We start from the raw sequence: 19241 nt of genomic DNA, 5'->3' as shown, positions 1-19241 counted from the left end.
ACACAGCCCCCTCTCACTTTCATGGCACTTGCGGCGCAAAAGTGATCCGTAGATGCACAAAGATCACAGGATATAGCGACTGAGATCCGTATCGGCGGCCAGATCTCCGACATGCTCCTGCACATAGGCCGAATCCACCATGACCACCTGACCGCCACGGTCGGGCGCATGAAATGATACTTCGTCCAGCACTCTTTCCATGACCGTCTGGAGGCGGCGCGCACCGATATTCTCGACGGTTTCGTTAAGGTGAACGGCGACATCTGCAAGCGCATCGATCGCGTCTTCGGTAAAATCGAGGTCCAGTTCCTCAGTGGCCATCAAGGCCTTGTACTGCCGGATGAGGCTTGCCTCCGTCTCGGTCAGGATACGGCGGAAATCCTCCTTTGTGAGCGGTTTCAACTCCACCCGGATCGGTAGTCGGCCCTGCAGTTCCGGCAGCAGATCGGATGGCTTCGAAACGTGGAAGGCACCGGAAGCGATGAAGAGGATGTGATCCGTCTTCACCGGGCCATACTTGGTCGAAACGGTTGTCCCTTCGACGAGAGGCAGTAGATCGCGCTGCACACCTTCGCGAGAGACGCCGGCACCCATTGCACCTTCTCTGGCAGCGATCTTGTCGATCTCGTCGAGGAAAACGATGCCATCATTCTCGACCGAGCGAAGCGCTTCGCGCTGGATCACTTCATTGTCGATCAGCTTGTCAGACTCGTCACGGATTAGGTCGCTGTAGGACGCCTTGACGGTGGTGCGTACCTTCTTCGTCCGGTTTCCCATAGCCTTGCCGAACATTTCGGAGAGGTTGAGGATACCGACATTGCCGCCCTGCATGCCCGGAAGTTCAAAGCCCGGCATGCCCGATGCACTGTCGGCAACTTCGATATCGATTTCCTTGTCGTCGAGCTGCCCGTCGCGCAGCTTTTTGCGGAAGCTGTCGCGGGTGGCTGGCGATGCCGTAGCGCCAACCAGAGCATCAAGGACCCGTTCCTCGGCGAGCGCATGGGCCTTGGCCTGCACGTCCTGACGCTTGCGATCACGCACGAGAGTGATGCCGATTTCAACGAGATCGCGAATGATCTGTTCTACGTCGCGGCCGACATAACCAACCTCGGTAAACTTTGTCGCCTCCACCTTGATAAAGGGGGCGCCCGCGAGCTTGGCCAATCGCCGCGAGATTTCGGTCTTGCCGACACCGGTCGGGCCAATCATCAGGATGTTCTTCGGCATCACCTCATCACGCAGGTCCTCCGACAACTGCTGACGACGCCAGCGGTTGCGGAGCGCGATCGCAACCGCGCGTTTGGCATCGTGTTGGCCGATGATGTGGCGATCGAGTTCGGAAACGATCTCGCGCGGAGAAAAATTTGTCATGTGGGACTTGCTCCTGGCGATGTCGCGAATACGCGCATCGGATATGTGAATGCCTGCCTCGTTTCGGCGATCAAGCCGCGTCGAGGGTTTCGACCACCATATTGGTATTGGTATAAACGCAGATCTCGCCGGCAATCGTCAGCGCACGCGTGGCAATGTCCTCGGCAGACTTGTCGGTATCCATCAGCGCGCGGGCCGCCGCATAGGCGTAGTTCCCGCCAGAGCCGATCGCGATGGTTCCATGTTCTGGCTCCAGGACATCCCCATTACCGGTGATGGCCAGCGTGACCGTCTTGTCGGCCACCAGCATCATGGCCTCGAGATTGCGCAGGTATTTATCGGTGCGCCAATCCTTGGCAAGCTCGACAGCGGCCCGCATCAGCTGACCCGGATACTGTTCGAGCTTCTTTTCAAGACGGTCGAGCAGCGTGAAAGCATCGGCAGTCGCCCCGGCAAAGCCAGCAATCACGTCGCCCCCCTTGCCGATCCGGCGAACCTTGCGGGCATTCCCCTTCATTACGGTCTGGCCGAGGCTCACCTGCCCGTCACCAGCCATCACCACCTTGCCACCCTTGCGGACTGTAATAATCGTCGTCATTCGTCACCTGTTCGCCTGCCCTTGCAGACCCTCTGCTGGGCGACCCAAGCGCCCTTTCGTCGGAACCTATGTAAGTTGGCTTTCAACGATTGCAATCTGGCACGAAACTGCCCATCGCCGCCTTGCGACAACGCAATGTAACTTCTGGATATTTCTGTGCACGGCTGATAAGGGAGGGCCAATTGAGCGATGGAGCGGCCAGATGGCAGAGCGTAAAGGCGAAATTTCCCGCAAAACCAACGAGACCTCCGTGTCCGTGTCCGTTGATATCGACGGCACCGGCAAGGCCGAGATTTCGACAGGTGTGGGCTTTTTCGATCATATGCTCGACCAACTCTGCCGCCATTCCCTGATCGACATGACGATCAATGTGAAGGGCGACCTTCATATCGATGACCACCACACGGTCGAGGACACCGGTATTGCACTCGGGCAGGCGATCTCCAAGGCTCTCGGCGACCGCAAGGGCATTACGCGCTATTCCTCGATCGATCTGGCCATGGATGAAACCATGACGAAGGCTGCGATCGACGTCTCGGGCCGGCCGTTCCTCGTCTGGAACGTCAATTTCAGCGCACCGAAAATCGGTACGTTCGACACGGAACTGGTGCGTGAATTCTTTCAGGCGCTTGCCCAGAATGCCGGTATCACGCTGCATGTGCTCAACCATTATGGTGCCAATAACCACCATATCGCCGAGACGTGTTTCAAAGCAGTGGCCCGGGCTTTGCGCGTGGCAACTGAAATTGATCCGCGTCAGGCAAGCCGTATCCCTTCGACGAAGGGTACCCTGGTTTAAGGGCGACGTCTCCTGCGGGAGACCTGCCACCTTGCTCCGGCTGAATCCTTGACCGACAGCCGTCGAGCAGAAAGGATAAGAAACATGCGTGTGGCCATTATCGACTACGGATCCGGCAATCTGCGTTCTGCCACCAAAGCCTTCGAACGCGCGGCGCGCGAGGCCGGCGTCGACGCCGAGATTGACCTGACCGACAAGGCGGAACGCGTCGCTTCGGCTGACCGCATCGTGCTTCCGGGCGTCGGCGCCTATGCCGATTGCCGCCGAGGGCTGGATGCTGTTCCCGGCATGCATGAGGCCATCTCCGAGGTCGTGGATGTGAAGGCCCGCCCCTTTTTCGGAATTTGCGTCGGCATGCAGCTGATGTCGTCACGCGGTTTGGAAAAGACCGTGACGGACGGGTTCGGCTGGATCAAGGGCGATGTCGTGGAAATGACGCCTTCGGATGCCAGTCTGAAGATCCCGCAGATTGGGTGGAATACGCTGACGCTCAACCGTCCACATCCGCTGTTTGACGGCATCCAGACGGGTGCCAACGGCCTGCATGCCTATTTTGTGCATTCCTATCACCTGGCGGCGCAGAATTCCGATGAGGTGATTGCGACGACCGACTATGGGGGCCCGATGACGGCGTTTGTCGGTCGAGACAACATGGTCGGCGCGCAATTCCACCCGGAGAAAAGCCAGGCACTCGGCCTGAAGCTGATCGCCAACTTCCTCACCTGGGCGCCCTGATCCCCCCAAAGGACACGCAGCATGATCCTTTTCCCCGCCATCGATCTCAAGGACGGCCAGTGCGTTCGCCTCAAGCTAGGCGATATGGAGCAGGCCACCGTTTACAATCCCGACCCGGGTGCGCAGGCACGTGCATTCGAGGATCAGGGCTTCGAGTGGCTGCATGTGGTCGATCTGAACGGTGCCTTTGCCGGCGAAAGCGTCAATGGCGCTGCCGTCGATGCGATCCTTGCAGCGACCCGCAACCCGGTGCAGCTCGGTGGCGGCATCCGGACCCTGGAGCATATCGAGAACTGGCTGTCTCGAGGCCTGTCCCGTGTAATCCTGGGGACAGTGGCCGTTCGCGATCCGGGCCTCGTCATCGAAGCCTGTAAGCGCTTCCCCGGCAAGGTCGCCGTCGGCATCGACGCCAAGGGCGGCAAGGTCGCCGTCGAGGGCTGGGCCGAAGCGTCGGAACTCGGCGTGGTCGAGCTCGCTCAGCGCTTCGAAGGCGCAGGGGTGGCCGCCATCATTTATACCGATATAGACCGCGACGGGATTCTGACCGGCATCAACTGGAGCTCGACGCTCGAGCTGGCCAATGCAGTGTCGATCCCAGTCATTGCGTCGGGCGGCCTCGCCTCCATGGACGACATCCGCCGGATGATCGAGCCGGATGCCCGTAAACTGGAAGGTGCGATTTCCGGTCGCGCGCTCTATGATGGTCGTATCGATCCTGCGGAAGCGTTGGCACTTATCAAGTCCGTAAGAAGCTGAGGACCAGATCATGACACTCAAGGCCCGAGTCATTCCCTGCCTCGACGTCAAGGACGGCCGCGTCGTGAAAGGCGTAAACTTCGTTGATCTGATCGATGCCGGCGATCCGGTCGAAGCTGCGAAAGCCTATGATGCAGCCGGGGCCGACGAACTGTGCTTCCTCGACATCACGGCATCATCAGACAACCGCGACACAATCTTCGACGTCGTGGCCCAGACGGCAGACCACTGCTTCATGCCCCTCACCGTTGGCGGCGGCGTGCGTGCTGTGTCCGACATCCGCAAGCTCCTACTCTGCGGTGCGGACAAAGTCTCGATCAACTCGGCAGCGGTCAAGAACCCGGATTTCGTGGCAGAAGCCGCAGACAAGTTCGGCAACCAGTGCATTGTCGTTTCGATCGATGCGAAGAAGGTTTCACGTGAAAACGAAGTGCCTCGGTGGGAGATTTTCACCCATGGCGGCCGGCAGTCCACCGGCATCGACGCTGTAGAGTTTGCGATCAAGATGGTCGAACGTGGCGCCGGCGAGTTGCTTGTCACGTCGATGGATCGAGACGGCACCAAGAGCGGCTACGACATCGGGCTCACCAGCACGATCGCAGACAGCGTCCGTGTGCCGGTGATCGCATCCGGAGGTGTAGGATCGCTTGACGATCTGGTCGCCGGCATTCGCGATGGTCACGCTACGGCTGTTCTGGCGGCCTCGATCTTCCACTTCGGCACCTATTCGATCGCCGAGGCGAAGGCGCATATGGCTGCTGCCGGCATCGCCATGCGTCTTGACTGATCTCAGGGAAACCAGAATGACCTCTTTCTCACTGACAGATCTCGAAGCAATCGTCGCAGAGCGGGCGAATGCAAGCCCATCGGAATCCTGGACGGCAAAACTCGTGGCCGGTGGCCAGAGCAAGGCCGCGAAGAAGCTTGGCGAGGAAACGATTGAAGCGGTGATGGCAGCGGTGACGGGCGACCGTGAGAACCTCGTCTACGAGAGCGCCGACTTGCTCTATCACCTGATGGTCGTATTGAAAATTGGCGGCATACCTCTACAAGACGTGATGCAGGAACTGGAGCGTCGGACCGCCCAGACGGGCCTGAACGAGAAGGCCAATCGGCAGGATCCATGACAATAGCTATGCGGGAATCCGAAACGCCAGAAGTCCTCGACCATTTTCAGGCCAACGGCTACTCGCCCTATCTGTTCTTCAACTCGGAAGAGTGGGCGCATTTCCGCGCCGACACCCCGCTGACGCTGACGGCCGACGAAGTGCACAGGCTGCGCTCGATCGACGACCCGATCGATCTCGACGAAGTGCGTCGGATCTACCTCTCACTGTCGCGACTCCTCTCCTCGCACGTGGAATCCTCACAACTGCTATTCGAGCAGCGCAATCGCTTTCTCAGTATGTCAGATGTGTCCAAGACACCGTTCGTGATCGGCATTGCAGGTTCCGTGGCCGTGGGAAAGTCGACGACCGCCCGCATCCTCAAGGAGCTCTTGGCCCGTTGGCCGTCGAGCCCAAAGGTTGATCTGGTTACAACAGACGGCTTCCTCTATCCGAATGCGCATTTGATCAAGAATGGCATTCTGAACCGCAAGGGCTTTCCAGAGAGCTACGATATCGGCGCGCTTTTGCGTTTCCTGTCAGCGATCAAGGCCGGACTGCCAAACGTCAAGGCGCCAAGCTACTCACACTTGACCTATGACGTTCTTCCCGACGAATTCAGGGTGATCGACCGTCCCGACATCCTGATCTTCGAAGGCATCAACGTGCTGCAGTCGCGCAATCTGCCGGCAGACGGCAAGATCGTGCCGATGGTGTCTGACTTCTTCGACTTCTCGATCTATATCGACGCAGACGAGAATGCGACGCATCGGTGGTATGTCGACCGCTTCATGAAGCTGAGGCAGACGGCCTTTCGAGATCCGAATTCCTACTTCCATCGCTATGCGACAATCAGTGAAGCCGAGGCGATCGAGATCGCCGAGGGTCTTTGGACCAACATCAACCTGAAGAACCTTCGGGAAAACATCCTGCCGAGCCGGCCTCGAGCCGATCTGATCCTGCGCAAGGGCAAGAACCATCTCGTGGAAACGGTCGCCCTGAGAAAACTGTAAGCGATCGATTGCCGGCTATGGATTGACCCGACGGAGGGTCAGATTGATGCGGCCGCCCGCCTTCAGCAACGTGGATGTGCCCGGATAAATCCGGTCGACGCCGTGGTAGCACAGACGCCCTTCCCCGCCGAGAATGAAGATATCGCCGCTTTCCAGTCTCAGCGATTTCGTCCGGTCGGTCCGCTCGAGCCCACCAATTCTGAAGAGGCAGGTATTGCCCAGAGATATAGAGAGTACTGGCGCTGCGAGGTCCTTCTCGTCCCGATCCTGGTGCAGGCCCATCTTGGCCTCATCGGCGTAGAAGTTCACCAGACACGCTTCCGGATCCTTGGAGTGGCCGGACAAGTCGCGCCAGAGATCGAGAAGGACAGAGGGAATGTCCGGCCAGGGCTCGCCGGTTGTCGGATGGTTTGCTTGATATCGGTAGCCACGGTCCTTGTCGGTTACCCATCCAAGCGGACCGCAATTGGTCATCCGCACGGACATGGGACGCCCGGAACCCGGCATCACAGGGACATAGAGGGGAGCACGGGCAACAATATCCCGGATCGTGCCCACCAATTTTTCCTGCTCGTCACGGCCAAGCCGCCCTGGCATATAACGAAGACCGGATTGCAGGGTAATCTCGGCTGGCTTCGCGGCCATGGTCAATCTCCCGGTGGCTTGCCGCGCATTTTCTTGACCTCCGACCTGCCTGATTTTTCCTTGAGGCGGCGTTCAATCGAGCCCTTGGACGGTTTGGTTTTCTTGCGTGGCGGCGGTGGCGGCTTGGCAGCCTCAAGGATCAATTCCTTCAGGCGTTCGCGGGCATCTTCGCGGTTGCGCTCCTGACTTCGAAACCGGTTAGCCTCGATCATCAGCACGCCTTCCTTGGACATGCGCCGACCGGCGAGCTTTACCGCATTCTGCTTGACCCTGTCATTGAGCGCGGGCGATCCCAAAAGATTGAAGAAGAGCTGGACGGCGGTGGACACCTTGTTGACATTCTGTCCACCGGGACCGCCTGCGAGCACGAATTGCTCGGTCAGTTCCCAACCTGCAATCGTGATGCGGTTGTTGATGTGAAGCGGTTCGCTGGCCATGTCGTCTGTTCTCTCGGTCGGACTTCATATCGGCAGAACCGAGAGAAATGACAAGGCACAAAGAAACAGGCCCGGTAAACGATACCGGGCCCCTTGGTTTGGCAGTGCTTGTCTTCTTCACTCGGCTGCGAGGCGGATACCAGGCGCCGCATCCCGAACCTTGCCGTCGACATGCGCCTCGAACTTGGCGAAGTTGTCGATGAACATGCCGACCAGTTTTTTGGCCTGCGCGTCGTAGGCCAAGCCATCGGCCCAGGTCGAGCGCGGATCGAGGATCTTGGTATCGACCCCCTCAACGGCGACGGGAACGGCGAATCCGAAGTTTGCATCAATCCGCATTTCAGACTTCTTGAGCTCGCCGGTCAGAGCCGCGGTCAGCAGAGCGCGCGTGGCCTTGATCGGCATGCGATTGCCAACGCCGTATGCGCCGCCGGTCCAGCCGGTGTTGACAAGCCAGCAATCCACCTCGTGACGCGCAATCAGGTCACGCAAGAGATTACCATACTCGCTCGGATGTCTTGGCATGAAGGGTGCGCCGAAGCAGGTCGAGAAGGTTGCTTCCGGTTCCGTCACGCCCTTTTCCGTACCGGCCACCTTGGCGGTGTAACCCGACAGGAAGTGGTACATGGCCTGCTCCGGTGTCAGCTTGGCAATCGGCGGAAGGACACCGAAAGCATCTGCGGTCAGCATGATGATTGTCTTCGGATGCGGTGCAATGCCCGTTTCCGACGCATTCGGGATAAAATGCAGCGGATAGGCGCAGCGCGTGTTTTCCGTCAGCGAACCATCATTGAAATCGGGTGCGCCGTTCTCGTCAAGAATGACATTCTCCAGCACAGTGCCGAAACGCTGCGTCGTTGAATGGATTTCAGGCTCTGCTTCCGCCGAAAGACGGATGGTCTTGGCATAGCAGCCGCCTTCGAAGTTGAAGATGCCGTTTTCCCCCCAACCATGCTCGTCGTCGCCAACCAGCGTACGGCTCGGATCAGCAGACAGCGTCGTCTTTCCCGTTCCGGAAAGGCCGAAGAACACAGCCGCGTCACCAGCCGGACCGACATTGGCGGAGCAATGCATTGGCATTACTCCCTTCTCTGGCAGAAGGTAGTTGAGAACGGTGAAGACAGACTTCTTCATTTCGCCCGCGTAAGAGGTCCCGCCGATCAGGACAGTACCTCTGGTCAGGTCACAGGCGATAACTGTTTCGCTACGGCAGCCATGACGGGCCGGGTCGGCTCGGAAGCTCGGCAGATCAATGATCGTCAGCTGCGGAAGGAATGTCTTCAGTTCTTCGCGATCCGGACGGATCAGAAGATTGCGGATAAAAAGGGAATGCCAGGCAAGCTCTGTCACCACGCGTGTGGGAAGAGCATTGTCCCGATCAGCACCACCAATCAGATCCTGCACGAAGAGATCCTTGCCTTCGGCATGTGCCAGCATGTCCTGATGCAGGACGTCAAAATGCTCTGGTGACAGAGGCTTGTTGTTGTCCCACCAGATCTGGCCGTCGGTCTTAGCGTCCCGAACAACGAACTTGTCCTTGGCAGATCGGCCGGTGTGCTGACCAGTCAAGGCGCGCAGTGCACCATGCGCCGTCAGCTCAGCTTCGCCACGGCGGATCGACTCCTCGTAAAGTGCGCTTTCAAGGAAATTATAGCGGACGCTGGACGCATTCCGAAGCCCAATATCCGAGATCCCCGAAGCGGGGTTCCTCACGCCGAATTCCTCCATGATGCGCCTTCCTCTTGCCTGGCGATAACAATCAATGACCGGAAATTAAAGCCGGGCTCTGAGGAAAGCAAGTAGGTCGCTCCAAATAAGTCAATAATATCAATTATTTAATCGATTTAAAATGGAAATCGTTATTTTAAATCGTTTAGTTCGCACTCTATTCTCCCCTCACCTAGACGATATTGGGCGGTATCCGAGTGGCCGTTCAACCTCGTCAGCCGATTGTCCCTTCCCCTTTGCCACAATTTGTTCCACCTTTACCCCCAAGAAGCGAGGCAATGGAACCCCGGGCTGGGGCTGGGATAACCAGGAGCAGCGCCTTGAACATGATGGAGACCTACAACATGCAGACGATCGCGCTCGTGGACGACGACCGTAATATCCTCACTTCGGTGTCGATCGCCCTTGAGGCGGAAGGCTATAAAGTCGAGACCTATACGGATGGAGCATCAGCGCTCGATGGCCTTCTCGCCCGTCCACCTCAACTCGCCATCTTCGATATCAAGATGCCGCGCATGGACGGGATGGAACTCTTGCGTCGTCTCCGTCAGAAATCGGATCTCCCGGTGATCTTCCTGACCTCCAAGGACGAGGAAATCGATGAACTCTTCGGGCTGAAGATGGGCGCTGACGATTTCATCACCAAGCCCTTCTCGCAGCGCCTTTTGGTCGAACGCGTCAAGGCAATCCTGCGCCGTGCGGCAAGCCGAGAAAATCTGGCAGCCGGGGGCAGCGCGCCGAAGTCGGCCGGAGAATTGCAGGCACGGACACTTGAGCGCGGACAACTGGTCATGGACCAGGAACGTCATACCTGCACCTGGAAGGGTGATGCCGTCACACTGACTGTCACGGAGTTCCTGATCCTTCAGTCACTGGCGCAACGCCCGGGCGTGGTGAAGAGCCGTGACGCCCTGATGGATGCCGCTTATGATGAGCAGGTCTATGTTGACGACCGGACGATCGACAGCCACATCAAGCGGCTGCGCAAAAAGTTCAAGATGGTCGATAATGACTTCGACATGATTGAAACCCTCTATGGCGTGGGTTACCGCTTCCGCGAAGCCGCATAACGCTTGTCCGTCCGGTCCTGCCGTGCGCCAGGCCGGCAAAAGACCACAGGACAGCTGAAAGGGTGAGACTTGGCCACACCGGTTGAAGAAGGGAACGTCGAGGAGCTGGATGGCCCCTCCGAACGCGGGCGGCCATTTGCCCACCCCTTCACCCTGATCCGCCGCATCTTCGGCCATGCGCTGTTTTCCAGCCTGACGCGCCGTATCGTGTTCTTCAATCTCGCGGCGCTGATCGTCCTGGTCGGCGGAATTATGTACCTCAACCAGTTCCGCGAGGGCCTGATTGACGCCCGAGTGGAAAGCCTGCTGACCCAAGGCGAGATCATTGCTGCTGCCGTGTCGGCATCCGCCTCGGTCGACACCAATTCCATAACCATCGATCCGGAGAAACTGCTCGAGCTTCAGGCCGGCCAGAGCATCACTCCGGTTCCGAATGACGAGGATCTGGAGTTTCCGATCAATCCGGAACGGGTCGCACCAGTTCTTCGGCGGCTGATTTCGCCGACGCGCATCCGCGCACGGCTTTTTGATGCCGACGCCAATCTCCTGCTGGATTCCCGACATCTCTATTCCCGCGGGCAGGTTCTACGCTTTGACCTGCCGCCGGTTGATAACGACACAACCAGCTTCACCGACTGGATCACGCGGCTGTTCAACACGATCCTCCAGCCTGGCAACCTGCCGGTCTACCGGGAAGCACCTGGCGGCGACGGATCGATTTATCCGGAAGTGATGAATGCGCTGACCGGCGTTCGCGGCGCAGTCGTTCGCGTGACGGACCAGGGGGAACTGATCGTATCGGTCGCGGTGCCTGTTCAACGTTCACGCGCGGTGCTTGGGGTCCTGCTGCTCTCCACCCAGGCGGGCGATATCGACAAGATCGTACATGCCGAACGGCTCGCGATTCTTCGAGTATTCGGCGTGGCAACGCTGGTGAACATCGTTGTTTCCCTGCTTCTCTCTTCGACAATCGCAAACCCGTTGCGGCGCCTGTCGGCTGCAGCGATCCGAGTGCGAAGGGGAGCGAAGGAACGCGAAGAAATTCCGGATTTTTCCGCCCGGCAGGACGAAATCGGCAATCTTTCCATAGCGCTGCGGGAAATGACCACCGCGCTGTACGACCGGATCGACGCAATTGAAAGCTTTGCAGCCGATGTCAGCCATGAACTAAAGAACCCGCTGACATCGCTGCGCTCGGCTGTCGAAACACTACCACTTGCAAAAACAGATCAGTCCAAGCAGCGCCTGATGGACATCATCCAGCATGACGTGCGCCGCCTCGACCGCCTGATCAGCGATATTTCTGATGCCTCGCGTCTCGACGCGGAACTCGCACGTTCCGACGCGAAACCGGTGGATCTTGAAGTCCTACTTTCAAGCCTTGTCGATATTTCACGTGAAATCAGGAACGGCAAGAAAGCCGTCCAGATCGACTATATGATCGACAGGAAGCCGGGAGCGACACGTCAACGCTATCTGGTCAACGGGCACGATCTCCGGCTTGGGCAGATCGTCACCAATCTCATCGAGAATGCCCGATCCTTCGTGCCGGAGACGGGGGGACGGATCGTCGTCAGACTGTCCCGATCAAAAACAGCCTGCAAGATCCAGATCGAGGATAATGGCCCCGGCATTCAAGCAGAGGATATCGACCGGATCTTCGAGCGCTTCTACACGGACCGCCCTGAAGGTGAAAGCTTCGGACAAAACTCCGGTCTCGGCCTGTCGATCAGCCGGCAAATCGCAGAGGCCCATGGCGGCACATTGCGGGCCGAGAACATGATCGATCCCCAGGATGGCCGCAGGACTGGAGCCCGCTTCATCTTGTCCCTCCCCGTCAACCCGGCGCCTTGATCGTGGCCGGCCCGACCAACATCCATGCATCCGCCATCGTGGTCGACGGTATAGGATTGGCAATCGTCGGGCCGTCCGGGAGCGGAAAGTCAGCTCTGGCCTTTGACTGCCTCTCGGAAGCAAAGCTTCTCGGACTCTCGGCGGCCCTCATCTCCGACGATCGTCTTCTTGTCTTCAAGGACGGCAGCACCGTTATCGGGCGGGCTCCAGACACGATGCGCGGCATGATCGAGCTTCGTTATAGCGGGATCATCAAGGTGGCCCATATCGAAACTGCACCGCTGCACTTGGTCGCGACCACAGTCGCAAGCAACGAGGTCGAACGGCTGCCGCCCGAAAACGAGCACTATTCCCTCACCGCCGACATCGCCTTGCCCCTGGTTCGCGTGCCAAGCTGGACACGCTTTCCGTTGAGCCTCATTCTTGCTTTCAACCGCCAAAGCGCCGACTCAGCCATCTAGACACACGGTTTTGGCTTGCACTTCGCATTTTGATCGACATGATGGCCACCTGCCGGTAGACGCAGGCTGCTTCGTGCGCTATCCGGCAAAAAGTTTGCGCTAAGGGACAATTGAGAATGATCGGACTTGTGCTTGTCACACATGGCAAGCTGGCTGAAGAGTTTCTTCATGCGGTGGTGCACGTCGTTGGCCCCCAGCAATTCATCGAGACCGTCTCGATCGGCCCCGAAGACGATATGGACCAGCGCCGTCAGGATATTCTGGACGCCGTTCAGCGTGCCAATGACGGGAACGGTGTAATCATCCTGACAGACATGTTCGGCGGCACCCCCTCCAATCTTGCAATATCCATCATGAACAGCGGGCAAGTGGAAGTCATTGCCGGAGTCAACCTCCCCATGCTGATCAAGCTGGCCGGGATCCGAGGCGGTAATGATATGGACAAATGTCTGATTGACGCGTCGGATGCAGGACGCAAGTACATCAATGTCGCCAGCCGGGTGCTCAGCGGAAAGTAAGATGACCGATCAGATCGCCCGCGAACTTCTCATCATCAACAAGCGAGGCCTTCACGCGCGGGCATCGGCCAAGTTCGTTCAGACGGTCAATGGGTATGATGCGAAGGTGAGTGTATCGAAAGATGGCACCACAGTGGGCGGAACGTCGATCATGGGTCTGATGATGCTGGCCGCCAGCCCGGGCTGTTCCATCTTGGTGACCGCCTCCGGTCTGCAGGCCGAGGAGGTCATGGAGGCCCTGTCGCAGCTGGTCGCCGACCGCTTCGGCGAGGAGATGTAAAGCATCTCGACATAAAGACATAAAGACTTCTTTATGTCCGATTGCACCATCAAAGGTTCCCTGATAAAAGCAGTTCAGGATCCGCGGACGTCTCTGCGGACATTTTGTCTGCACCTGTAAAGGTTGCCAGCAATCAGCCGGAGAGTTTCATGAGCCACCATGACTACGTGATCGCCGATATCGGTCTTGCCGATTTCGGGCGCAAGGAAATCAGCATTGCGGAGACCGAAATGCCGGGCCTGATGGCCTGCCGCGACGAATTCGGCGTAAGCAAGCCGCTCACGGGCGCTCGCATCACTGGCTCACTGCATATGACGATCCAGACGGCCGTCCTGATTGAAACGCTGGTCGCCCTCGGCGCCGAAGTTCGTTGGGCGTCATGCAACATCTTCTCGACGCAGGATCATGCGGCAGCAGCGATTGCCGAGCGCGGTATTCCAGTCTTCGCTGTGAAGGGTGAAAGCCTCACTGAATATTGGGATTATACCGACCGGATCTTCCAGTGGACCGATGGTGGTTTTTCCAACATGATCCTCGACGACGGTGGTGATGCGACAATGTATATCCTGCTTGGTGCACGTGCCGAAGCGGGCGAAGACGTCCTGTCCAATCCGACCTCGGAAGAGGAAGAAATCCTGATCGCGCAGATCAAAAAGCGTCTGGCGGCTTCGCCTGGCTGGTTCACCAAACAGCGCGACGCCATCAAGGGCGTAACCGAAGAAACCACGACAGGCGTGCATCGCCTGTACGAGCTGGCGAAAAAGGGCCTTCTGCCCTTCCCCGCCATCAATGTGAACGACAGCGTCACCAAGTCGAAGTTCGACAACAAGTATGGCTGCAAGGAATCGCTGGTCGATGGTATTCGCCGCGGCACCGACGTCATGATGGCTGGCAAGGTGGCCGTCGTCTGCGGTTACGGTGATGTGGGCAAGGGCTCTGCTGCCTCGCTGAGCGGCGCCGGCGCTCGCGTTAAGGTCACGGAAGTTGATCCGATCTGCGCCCTGCAGGCCGCTATGGATGGCTTTGAAGTCGTCACTCTGGAAGACGTCGTCTCCACGGCTGACATCTTCATCACCACCACCGGCAACAAGGACGTCATCCGCATCGAGCACATGCGCGAAATGAAGGACATGGCGATCGTCGGCAATATCGGCCACTTCGACAATGAGATCCAGGTTGCGTCGCTGCGTAACTTGAAGTGGACCAACATCAAGCCGCAGGTTGACATGATCGAGTTCCCGAAGGGCAACCGCATGATCCTGCTCTCGGAAGGCCGCCTGCTGAACCTCGGAAATGCGACGGGCCACCCGTCTTTTGTCATGTCTGCGTCGTTTACGAACCAGGTTCTCGGCCAGATCGAACTGTTCGCCAAGACAGACGAATACAAGCCGGGCGTCTATGTCCTCCCCAAGCACCTCGACGAAAAGGTCGCCAAGCTGCACCTCGACAAGCTCGGCGCAAAGCTGACGAAACTGTCTGACGAGCAGGCGAGCTATATCGGCGTTTCAGTAACCGGCCCATTCAAGGCTGAACACTATCGCTATTAATAAATAGCTGGATAATAACTACATGTGGTAGGCGCAGCCTTGACAAAGGCTGCGCCTTCTTTTTTGGCCGCCGGCCTTCCAGACCTCCGGCATCAGCGGTATTGTTTTGAGACTTGATTCGTGGATGCCGAGGCACCCGCGAACACGGATGTCTTGTCGACGATGCGGCACATAATAAGACGGAGACAGACCGAGAATGTCGGTAGATCAACGCACCCCGTGGATGCGGGAAACGGCTATGACGGCCGGTATTTCAAACTTCTGGCATAGCAATGTCGGGCCTGTTCGGGCAACTTCGGGCGCTTTCCGCTCGATGGCAAGAGGACTGCGCTCAGTCGTCTCCTGGCGGCGCGTTCTGGCCAGCGGCAGCGCACTCACGTCACTTTTCCTGCCCGCGTTTGCGCAGGCGCAATCCTTGCCGTCGATCACGCGCTTCGACAGCGCCGACATGGCTGGATACGCACTTGTGGCCGGCGTCCTCTCTGCCGCGCTTGTCTCTGTGCTGTGGCTTCTTCGCCAGCGCAATCGCCTGGAATCCGAAGGGCAGGAGCTGCGCTCCGCCTTGTCGGATTGCCAGCAAAAGATCCCGCGGTACCAGGCTTTGATCGCCGACAAGAACCGCAGAATCGTGATTTGGGAAGGCCATACCGGTAAGCCCGAATTTCTCGGCCAGTTGCCCGCTGAAACAGGAGCGCCTCAGGCCGATGTCGACTTTCTGGCCTTCGGTCGCTGGCTGAAGCCGCATTCGGCTGCCGAAGTTGAGCGAGCCATCGAAGCCTTGCGAACTGATGCGCGCAGTTTCGACCTCATCGTAGAGACATTGCGCGGTGAGGTGATCGAAGTGCAGGGCCGTCTGTCCGGCGGTCGCGCTTTCGCCCACTTCCTGGCTCTCAACAATCTGCGCGCGGAACTCGCGGAACTGAAAATTGAACGCAACCGCCTGCGCAATTCCATCGCCACTTTTGAATCCTTGCTGAATGCAATCGAACAACCCGTCTGGCAGCGTGATAGCGAAGGCCGACTGACCTGGGTCAATCAGGCCTATTGTGAAGCGGCAGAAGCCAATTCGCCGGATCAGGTTCTGGGCGAAGGTCGGGAGATCCTACCAACCCTGACCCGGCAGCGAATCAAAGCGACAGCAACGGCGGAATCACCGTTCCACGATACGATTTCAACGGCTGTACGCGGCGCGCGCGCGTTTTTTGACGTTGTAGACGTGCGCGGTCCCGCCGGTTCCTGTGGCATGGCCGTTGATGTTTCGTCAGCCGAAGGGCTGCGTGAAGAATTGGCTCGAACGCTCAAGAGCCATGCGGAGACGCTTGACCATCTGGGTACCCCTGTTGCCATTTTTGATGGTGACCGTCGCCTGCAGTTCTTCAACCAGGCGTTCAGCCAGCTCTGGGAGCTGGATACGAAGTTCCTCGAGTCTAGACCTGACCACAGCGAGCTCCTCGACAAGCTGCGCGCCGCCCACAAACTGCCTGAGGAATTGAGCTGGAAGAGCTGGAAGGAAAACACTCTTTCGGTCTATCGCACCATCGAGACCCAAACCGATATCTGGCACCTTCCGAACGGTCAGACCTTGCGCGTGATTGCATCAGCACATCCCCAGGGCGGCGCGACCTGGGTATTCGAGAATCTGACCGAACAGGTCAATCTGGAAACCCGCTACAACACGCTGCTGCGCGTGCAAGGGGAAACCATCGATCACCTTTCGGAAGGTGTGGCCGTCTTCGGGCCTGATGGCCGGATCCAGCTGTCTAACCCGGCCTTCCGCGCACTTTGGGGCGTCACCGAGGAACAGACCGCCGTCGGCACGCATATCAGACTGATCGAGGCTGCCTGCGCGCCTTCCTATGATCGTCCGGATGGTTGGAAAGCCTTCGGTAAGATGATCACAAGCTTCGAAGATGAGCGGCCGTCAAGCCAGGGAACTCTCGAGCTCTTCTCGGGTCTCGTGCTCGACTACGCCGTTACACCTTTGCCGAACGCGCAGACCATGCTGACCTTCGTCAACATGACCGACAGCGTGCGTGCGGAACGCGCGCTCAAGGAAAAGAACGACGCATTGCGCAAGGCCGACGAGCTGAAGAACGATTTCGTTCAGCACGTCTCCTACGAACTGCGCTCGCCACTGACCAATATCATTGGCTTCACGGACCTTTTGAAGACCTCGACCACAGGTCCTCTCACGGAACGCCAGGCCGAATATGTCGATCACATCTCGACCTCTTCCGCCGTTCTACTGACGATCGTCAACGACATCCTCGACCTTGCCACGGTCGATGCGGGCATCATGCAGCTCGATTATTCCGAGATCGACCTCAGCGACCTGCTGGACGATGTATCGATGCAGATGACGGACCGCCTTCAGGAAGGTGGGGTGACGCTGGAAATCGCCGCTTCGTCGCAGCTCGGCCATCTGATTGCAGATCGGCAGCGGCTGAAGCAGATCCTCATCAAAATCCTGACCAACGCTGTGAATTTCGCACCAGAAGGCAGCATTGTTGCAATGAAGTGCTGGCGTGAGGGGTCCGACTTCGTGTTCTCGGTTGCCGATAGCGGATGCGGCATCAGTCCTGAAATGCTGTCGACGGTGTTCGACCGGTTCTCGACAAATTCTCGGGGCGGAAAACGGAGTGGACCAGGTCTTGGCCTGTCGATTGTTCAGAGCTTCGTCAACCTCCATCACGGCAAGGTGTCGATCGAGAGCACGCCGGGCAGCGGAACGACGGTGCATTGCCGGGTTCCTTCCGCAGCGATCCCGCACCTAATCGCCGCTGCAGAATGAGCCAAGCCGACGTGCAAGAAATCACGATCGAACTGCCGAATGAGGCAGCCACGATCCAATTCGGCGAGGATTTGGCTCTTGCAGTGCGGGCGGGCGACTGCATAGCCCTTGATGGAGATCTGGGCGCCGGAAAGTCCACGACGGCCCGCGCCTTGCTCCGGGCCTTGGCAGACGACCCGGAACTCGAAGTGCCGAGCCCGACATTCACGTTGGTGCAGAACTACGATTTGCGCCTGCCGGTCGCTCATTTCGATCTCTATCGTTTGTCCGACGAAAGCGAATTGGACGAACTGGGATTTCACGATGCCCTTACCGATGGCATCTGCCTGGTGGAATGGCCGGAAAAGGCTGGCCGCTCGCTGCCGAAAAGCGCCCTGTCGATCACCTTCGCCTTTCCTCCGACGCGCGGTCGGACAATCACGATTACGGGTCCGGAACCGAAGCTCGCGCGCCTTCAACGCGTGCTCGACATCCGGTCCTTTCTCGACACACATAATCTTACCTCGGCGAAGCGTCGCCATCTGACCGGCGACGCTTCGAGCCGTTCTTACGAGCATATCTATCCCGCTGCGGATGCGCCTCGCCTGGTGCTGATGGACGCACCGAAACGGCCAAACGGCCCGCCGATCCGCGATGGCAAGCCTTATTCGCAACTGGTACATCTTGCCGAAGATGTGCGTCCCTTCGTTGCCATCGATCACATGCTGCGAGACAAGGGGTTCTCGGCACCCGCCATCCTCGCCGGTGACAACGATCGAGGCATCCTGCTGTTGGAAGACCTCGGCGGAGACGGCATCATTAATGCCGAGCGCAAGCCGATTGCGGAACGCTATCGTGCGAGTGTCGCCTGCCTTGCGGCCATCCATGACACAGACTTCGACCATCGCATCCAGCTCGAAGACGGATACGTCCATCAGATCCCCGATTTCGATCGGGCGGCGATGAAATTCGAGGTGGAACTGTTACTCGACTGGTATCTCCCCCATATTCGCGGCGGCTCGGAAGCCACTGCGGAAGAGCGGACGGACTATCTTGCTATCTGGGATGGACTGATAGACGAACTCGCCGACTGCGAGCGCTCCATCGTGCTGCGCGACTTCCACTCCCCAAACATCATCTGGCGAGCCGGGGAGACGGGCCACGCCCGCGTCGGGCTGATCGACTTCCAGGATGCCATGATCGGTCCAGCCGCCTATGATGTCGTGTCGTTGTTGCAAGATGCCCGTGTAACGGTGGAGCGTCCCTTGATGGACATGCTGCTCAATGACTATGTTGCGGCACGAACAATCCGGCCGACATTCGATAGCGCACTATTCAAGAAGAGTTTCGCGATCATGGCTGCGCAGCGGGCCTGCAAGCTGAATGGGCTCTGGGTACGGCTGAAGAAGCGTGACGGCAAGCCCGGCTATATGTCTCACTTGCCCCGCACACTCTGGCATCTTTCGGTGGCTTTCGAGCATCCGGCACTCGCCCCCTTGCGCGACTGGTGCACAAGGGCTGGAATCCCTCCAGCCGAATCACCGACGTAAGAC

At 58.4% G+C, this 19241-nt stretch carries 19 protein-coding genes; 14 read left to right on the top strand and 5 right to left on the bottom strand.

Annotated elements, in window-relative coordinates; all coding sequences use genetic code 11:
* Positions 1-63: 63 nt before the first annotated feature.
* The gene (hslU, locus tag ACSV9I_RS15025; protein ID WP_054159256.1) at positions 64-1371 is read right to left on the bottom strand and encodes an ATP-dependent protease ATPase subunit HslU; all 1308 of its coding nucleotides are present in this window, start codon (positions 1369-1371) and stop codon (positions 64-66) included.
* A gap of 70 nt (positions 1372-1441) precedes the next feature.
* On the bottom strand, positions 1442-1969 hold the full coding sequence (hslV, locus tag ACSV9I_RS15020) for an ATP-dependent protease subunit HslV (RefSeq protein WP_054159255.1): 528 nt from the start codon (positions 1967-1969) through the stop codon (positions 1442-1444).
* Positions 1970-2171: 202 nt separating this feature from the next.
* Here hslV and hisB point away from each other — a divergent pair, with 202 nt between their 5' ends.
* From hisB to coaA, 6 genes are all read left to right on the top strand, one after another.
* Positions 2172-2768 carry an imidazoleglycerol-phosphate dehydratase HisB gene (gene hisB, locus ACSV9I_RS15015; RefSeq protein WP_054159254.1) on the top strand — a complete coding sequence of 199 codons (597 nt, stop codon included), beginning with the start codon at positions 2172-2174 and terminating at the stop codon, positions 2766-2768.
* Positions 2769-2852: 84 nt separating this feature from the next.
* The gene (gene hisH / locus ACSV9I_RS15010; RefSeq protein WP_438329637.1) at positions 2853-3503 is read left to right on the top strand and encodes an imidazole glycerol phosphate synthase subunit HisH; all 651 of its coding nucleotides are present in this window, start codon (positions 2853-2855) and stop codon (positions 3501-3503) included.
* A 21-nt stretch (positions 3504-3524) separates the two neighbouring features.
* Positions 3525-4259 (top strand): 1-(5-phosphoribosyl)-5-[(5-phosphoribosylamino)methylideneamino]imidazole-4-carboxamide isomerase, encoded by a 735-nt coding sequence (gene hisA / locus ACSV9I_RS15005; RefSeq protein WP_438329635.1) that lies wholly within the window; start codon positions 3525-3527, stop codon positions 4257-4259.
* A gap of 10 nt (positions 4260-4269) precedes the next feature.
* Complete coding sequence (gene hisF / locus ACSV9I_RS15000; protein WP_054159251.1) at positions 4270-5046, top strand: imidazole glycerol phosphate synthase subunit HisF; 777 nt, start codon at positions 4270-4272, stop codon at positions 5044-5046.
* Between the two features lie 16 nt (positions 5047-5062).
* A complete protein-coding gene (locus tag ACSV9I_RS14995) occupies positions 5063-5386 on the top strand; it encodes a phosphoribosyl-ATP diphosphatase (protein WP_054159250.1) in 324 nt (107 codons plus the stop codon).
* On the top strand, positions 5383-6378 hold the full coding sequence (gene coaA / locus ACSV9I_RS14990; protein WP_054159249.1) for a type I pantothenate kinase: 996 nt from the start codon (positions 5383-5385) through the stop codon (positions 6376-6378). Before ACSV9I_RS14995 ends, coaA begins: the two co-directional genes overlap by 4 nt.
* Positions 6379-6393: 15 nt before the next feature.
* Here the strand turns inward: coaA and ACSV9I_RS14985 are convergent, their stop codons facing one another.
* From ACSV9I_RS14985 to ACSV9I_RS14975, 3 genes are all read right to left on the bottom strand, one after another.
* Positions 6394-7023, bottom strand: coding sequence for an alpha-ketoglutarate-dependent dioxygenase AlkB family protein (locus ACSV9I_RS14985; RefSeq protein WP_438329634.1), 630 nt, complete (start codon positions 7021-7023; stop codon positions 6394-6396).
* Between the two features lie 2 nt (positions 7024-7025).
* Entirely contained in the window at positions 7026-7460 is a 435-nt protein-coding gene (gene arfB, locus ACSV9I_RS14980) for an alternative ribosome rescue aminoacyl-tRNA hydrolase ArfB (protein WP_054159247.1), read from the bottom strand.
* 117 nt (positions 7461-7577) lie between these two features.
* Positions 7578-9188, bottom strand: coding sequence for a phosphoenolpyruvate carboxykinase (locus ACSV9I_RS14975; protein WP_438329633.1), 1611 nt, complete (start codon positions 9186-9188; stop codon positions 7578-7580).
* Positions 9189-9532: 344 nt separating this feature from the next.
* Between ACSV9I_RS14975 and ACSV9I_RS14970 the strand changes: the two genes are divergently transcribed.
* The 8 genes from ACSV9I_RS14970 to tsaE all read left to right on the top strand — a co-directional run bounded on the left by ACSV9I_RS14970 (position 9533) and on the right by tsaE (position 19238).
* Positions 9533-10258, top strand: a complete 726-nt coding sequence (locus ACSV9I_RS14970; RefSeq protein WP_197278360.1) for a response regulator transcription factor — start codon at positions 9533-9535, stop codon at positions 10256-10258.
* Between the two features lie 69 nt (positions 10259-10327).
* Entirely contained in the window at positions 10328-12112 is a 1785-nt protein-coding gene (locus tag ACSV9I_RS14965) for a sensor histidine kinase (RefSeq protein ID WP_054159244.1), read from the top strand.
* A gap of 2 nt (positions 12113-12114) precedes the next feature.
* Positions 12115-12573, top strand: a complete 459-nt coding sequence (locus tag ACSV9I_RS14960; RefSeq protein WP_438329631.1) for an HPr kinase/phosphorylase — start codon at positions 12115-12117, stop codon at positions 12571-12573.
* Between the two features lie 116 nt (positions 12574-12689).
* The gene (locus ACSV9I_RS14955) at positions 12690-13091 is read left to right on the top strand and encodes a PTS sugar transporter subunit IIA (RefSeq protein WP_054159243.1); all 402 of its coding nucleotides are present in this window, start codon (positions 12690-12692) and stop codon (positions 13089-13091) included.
* Between the two features lies 1 nt (position 13092).
* A complete protein-coding gene (locus ACSV9I_RS14950) occupies positions 13093-13371 on the top strand; it encodes an HPr family phosphocarrier protein (protein ID WP_438329630.1) in 279 nt (92 codons plus the stop codon).
* A 149-nt stretch (positions 13372-13520) separates the two neighbouring features.
* Positions 13521-14918: an adenosylhomocysteinase gene (gene ahcY, locus ACSV9I_RS14945; protein WP_438329628.1), complete on the top strand. Its 1398-nt coding sequence runs from the start codon at positions 13521-13523 to the stop codon at positions 14916-14918.
* A 238-nt stretch (positions 14919-15156) separates the two neighbouring features.
* On the top strand, positions 15157-17709 hold the full coding sequence (locus ACSV9I_RS14940) for an ATP-binding protein (RefSeq protein ID WP_438329675.1): 2553 nt from the start codon (positions 15157-15159) through the stop codon (positions 17707-17709).
* A complete protein-coding gene (gene tsaE, locus ACSV9I_RS14935) occupies positions 17706-19238 on the top strand; it encodes a tRNA (adenosine(37)-N6)-threonylcarbamoyltransferase complex ATPase subunit type 1 TsaE (protein WP_438329627.1) in 1533 nt (510 codons plus the stop codon). The genes ACSV9I_RS14940 and tsaE overlap by 4 nt, the downstream gene beginning before the upstream one ends.
* Positions 19239-19241: the final 3 nt, after the last annotated feature.

It is taken from the genome of Rhizobium sp. G187 (assembly GCF_051549525.1).
Lineage (GTDB): Bacteria > Pseudomonadota > Alphaproteobacteria > Rhizobiales > Rhizobiaceae > Allorhizobium.
This window is presented reverse-complemented; position numbering and strand designations above follow the sequence as displayed.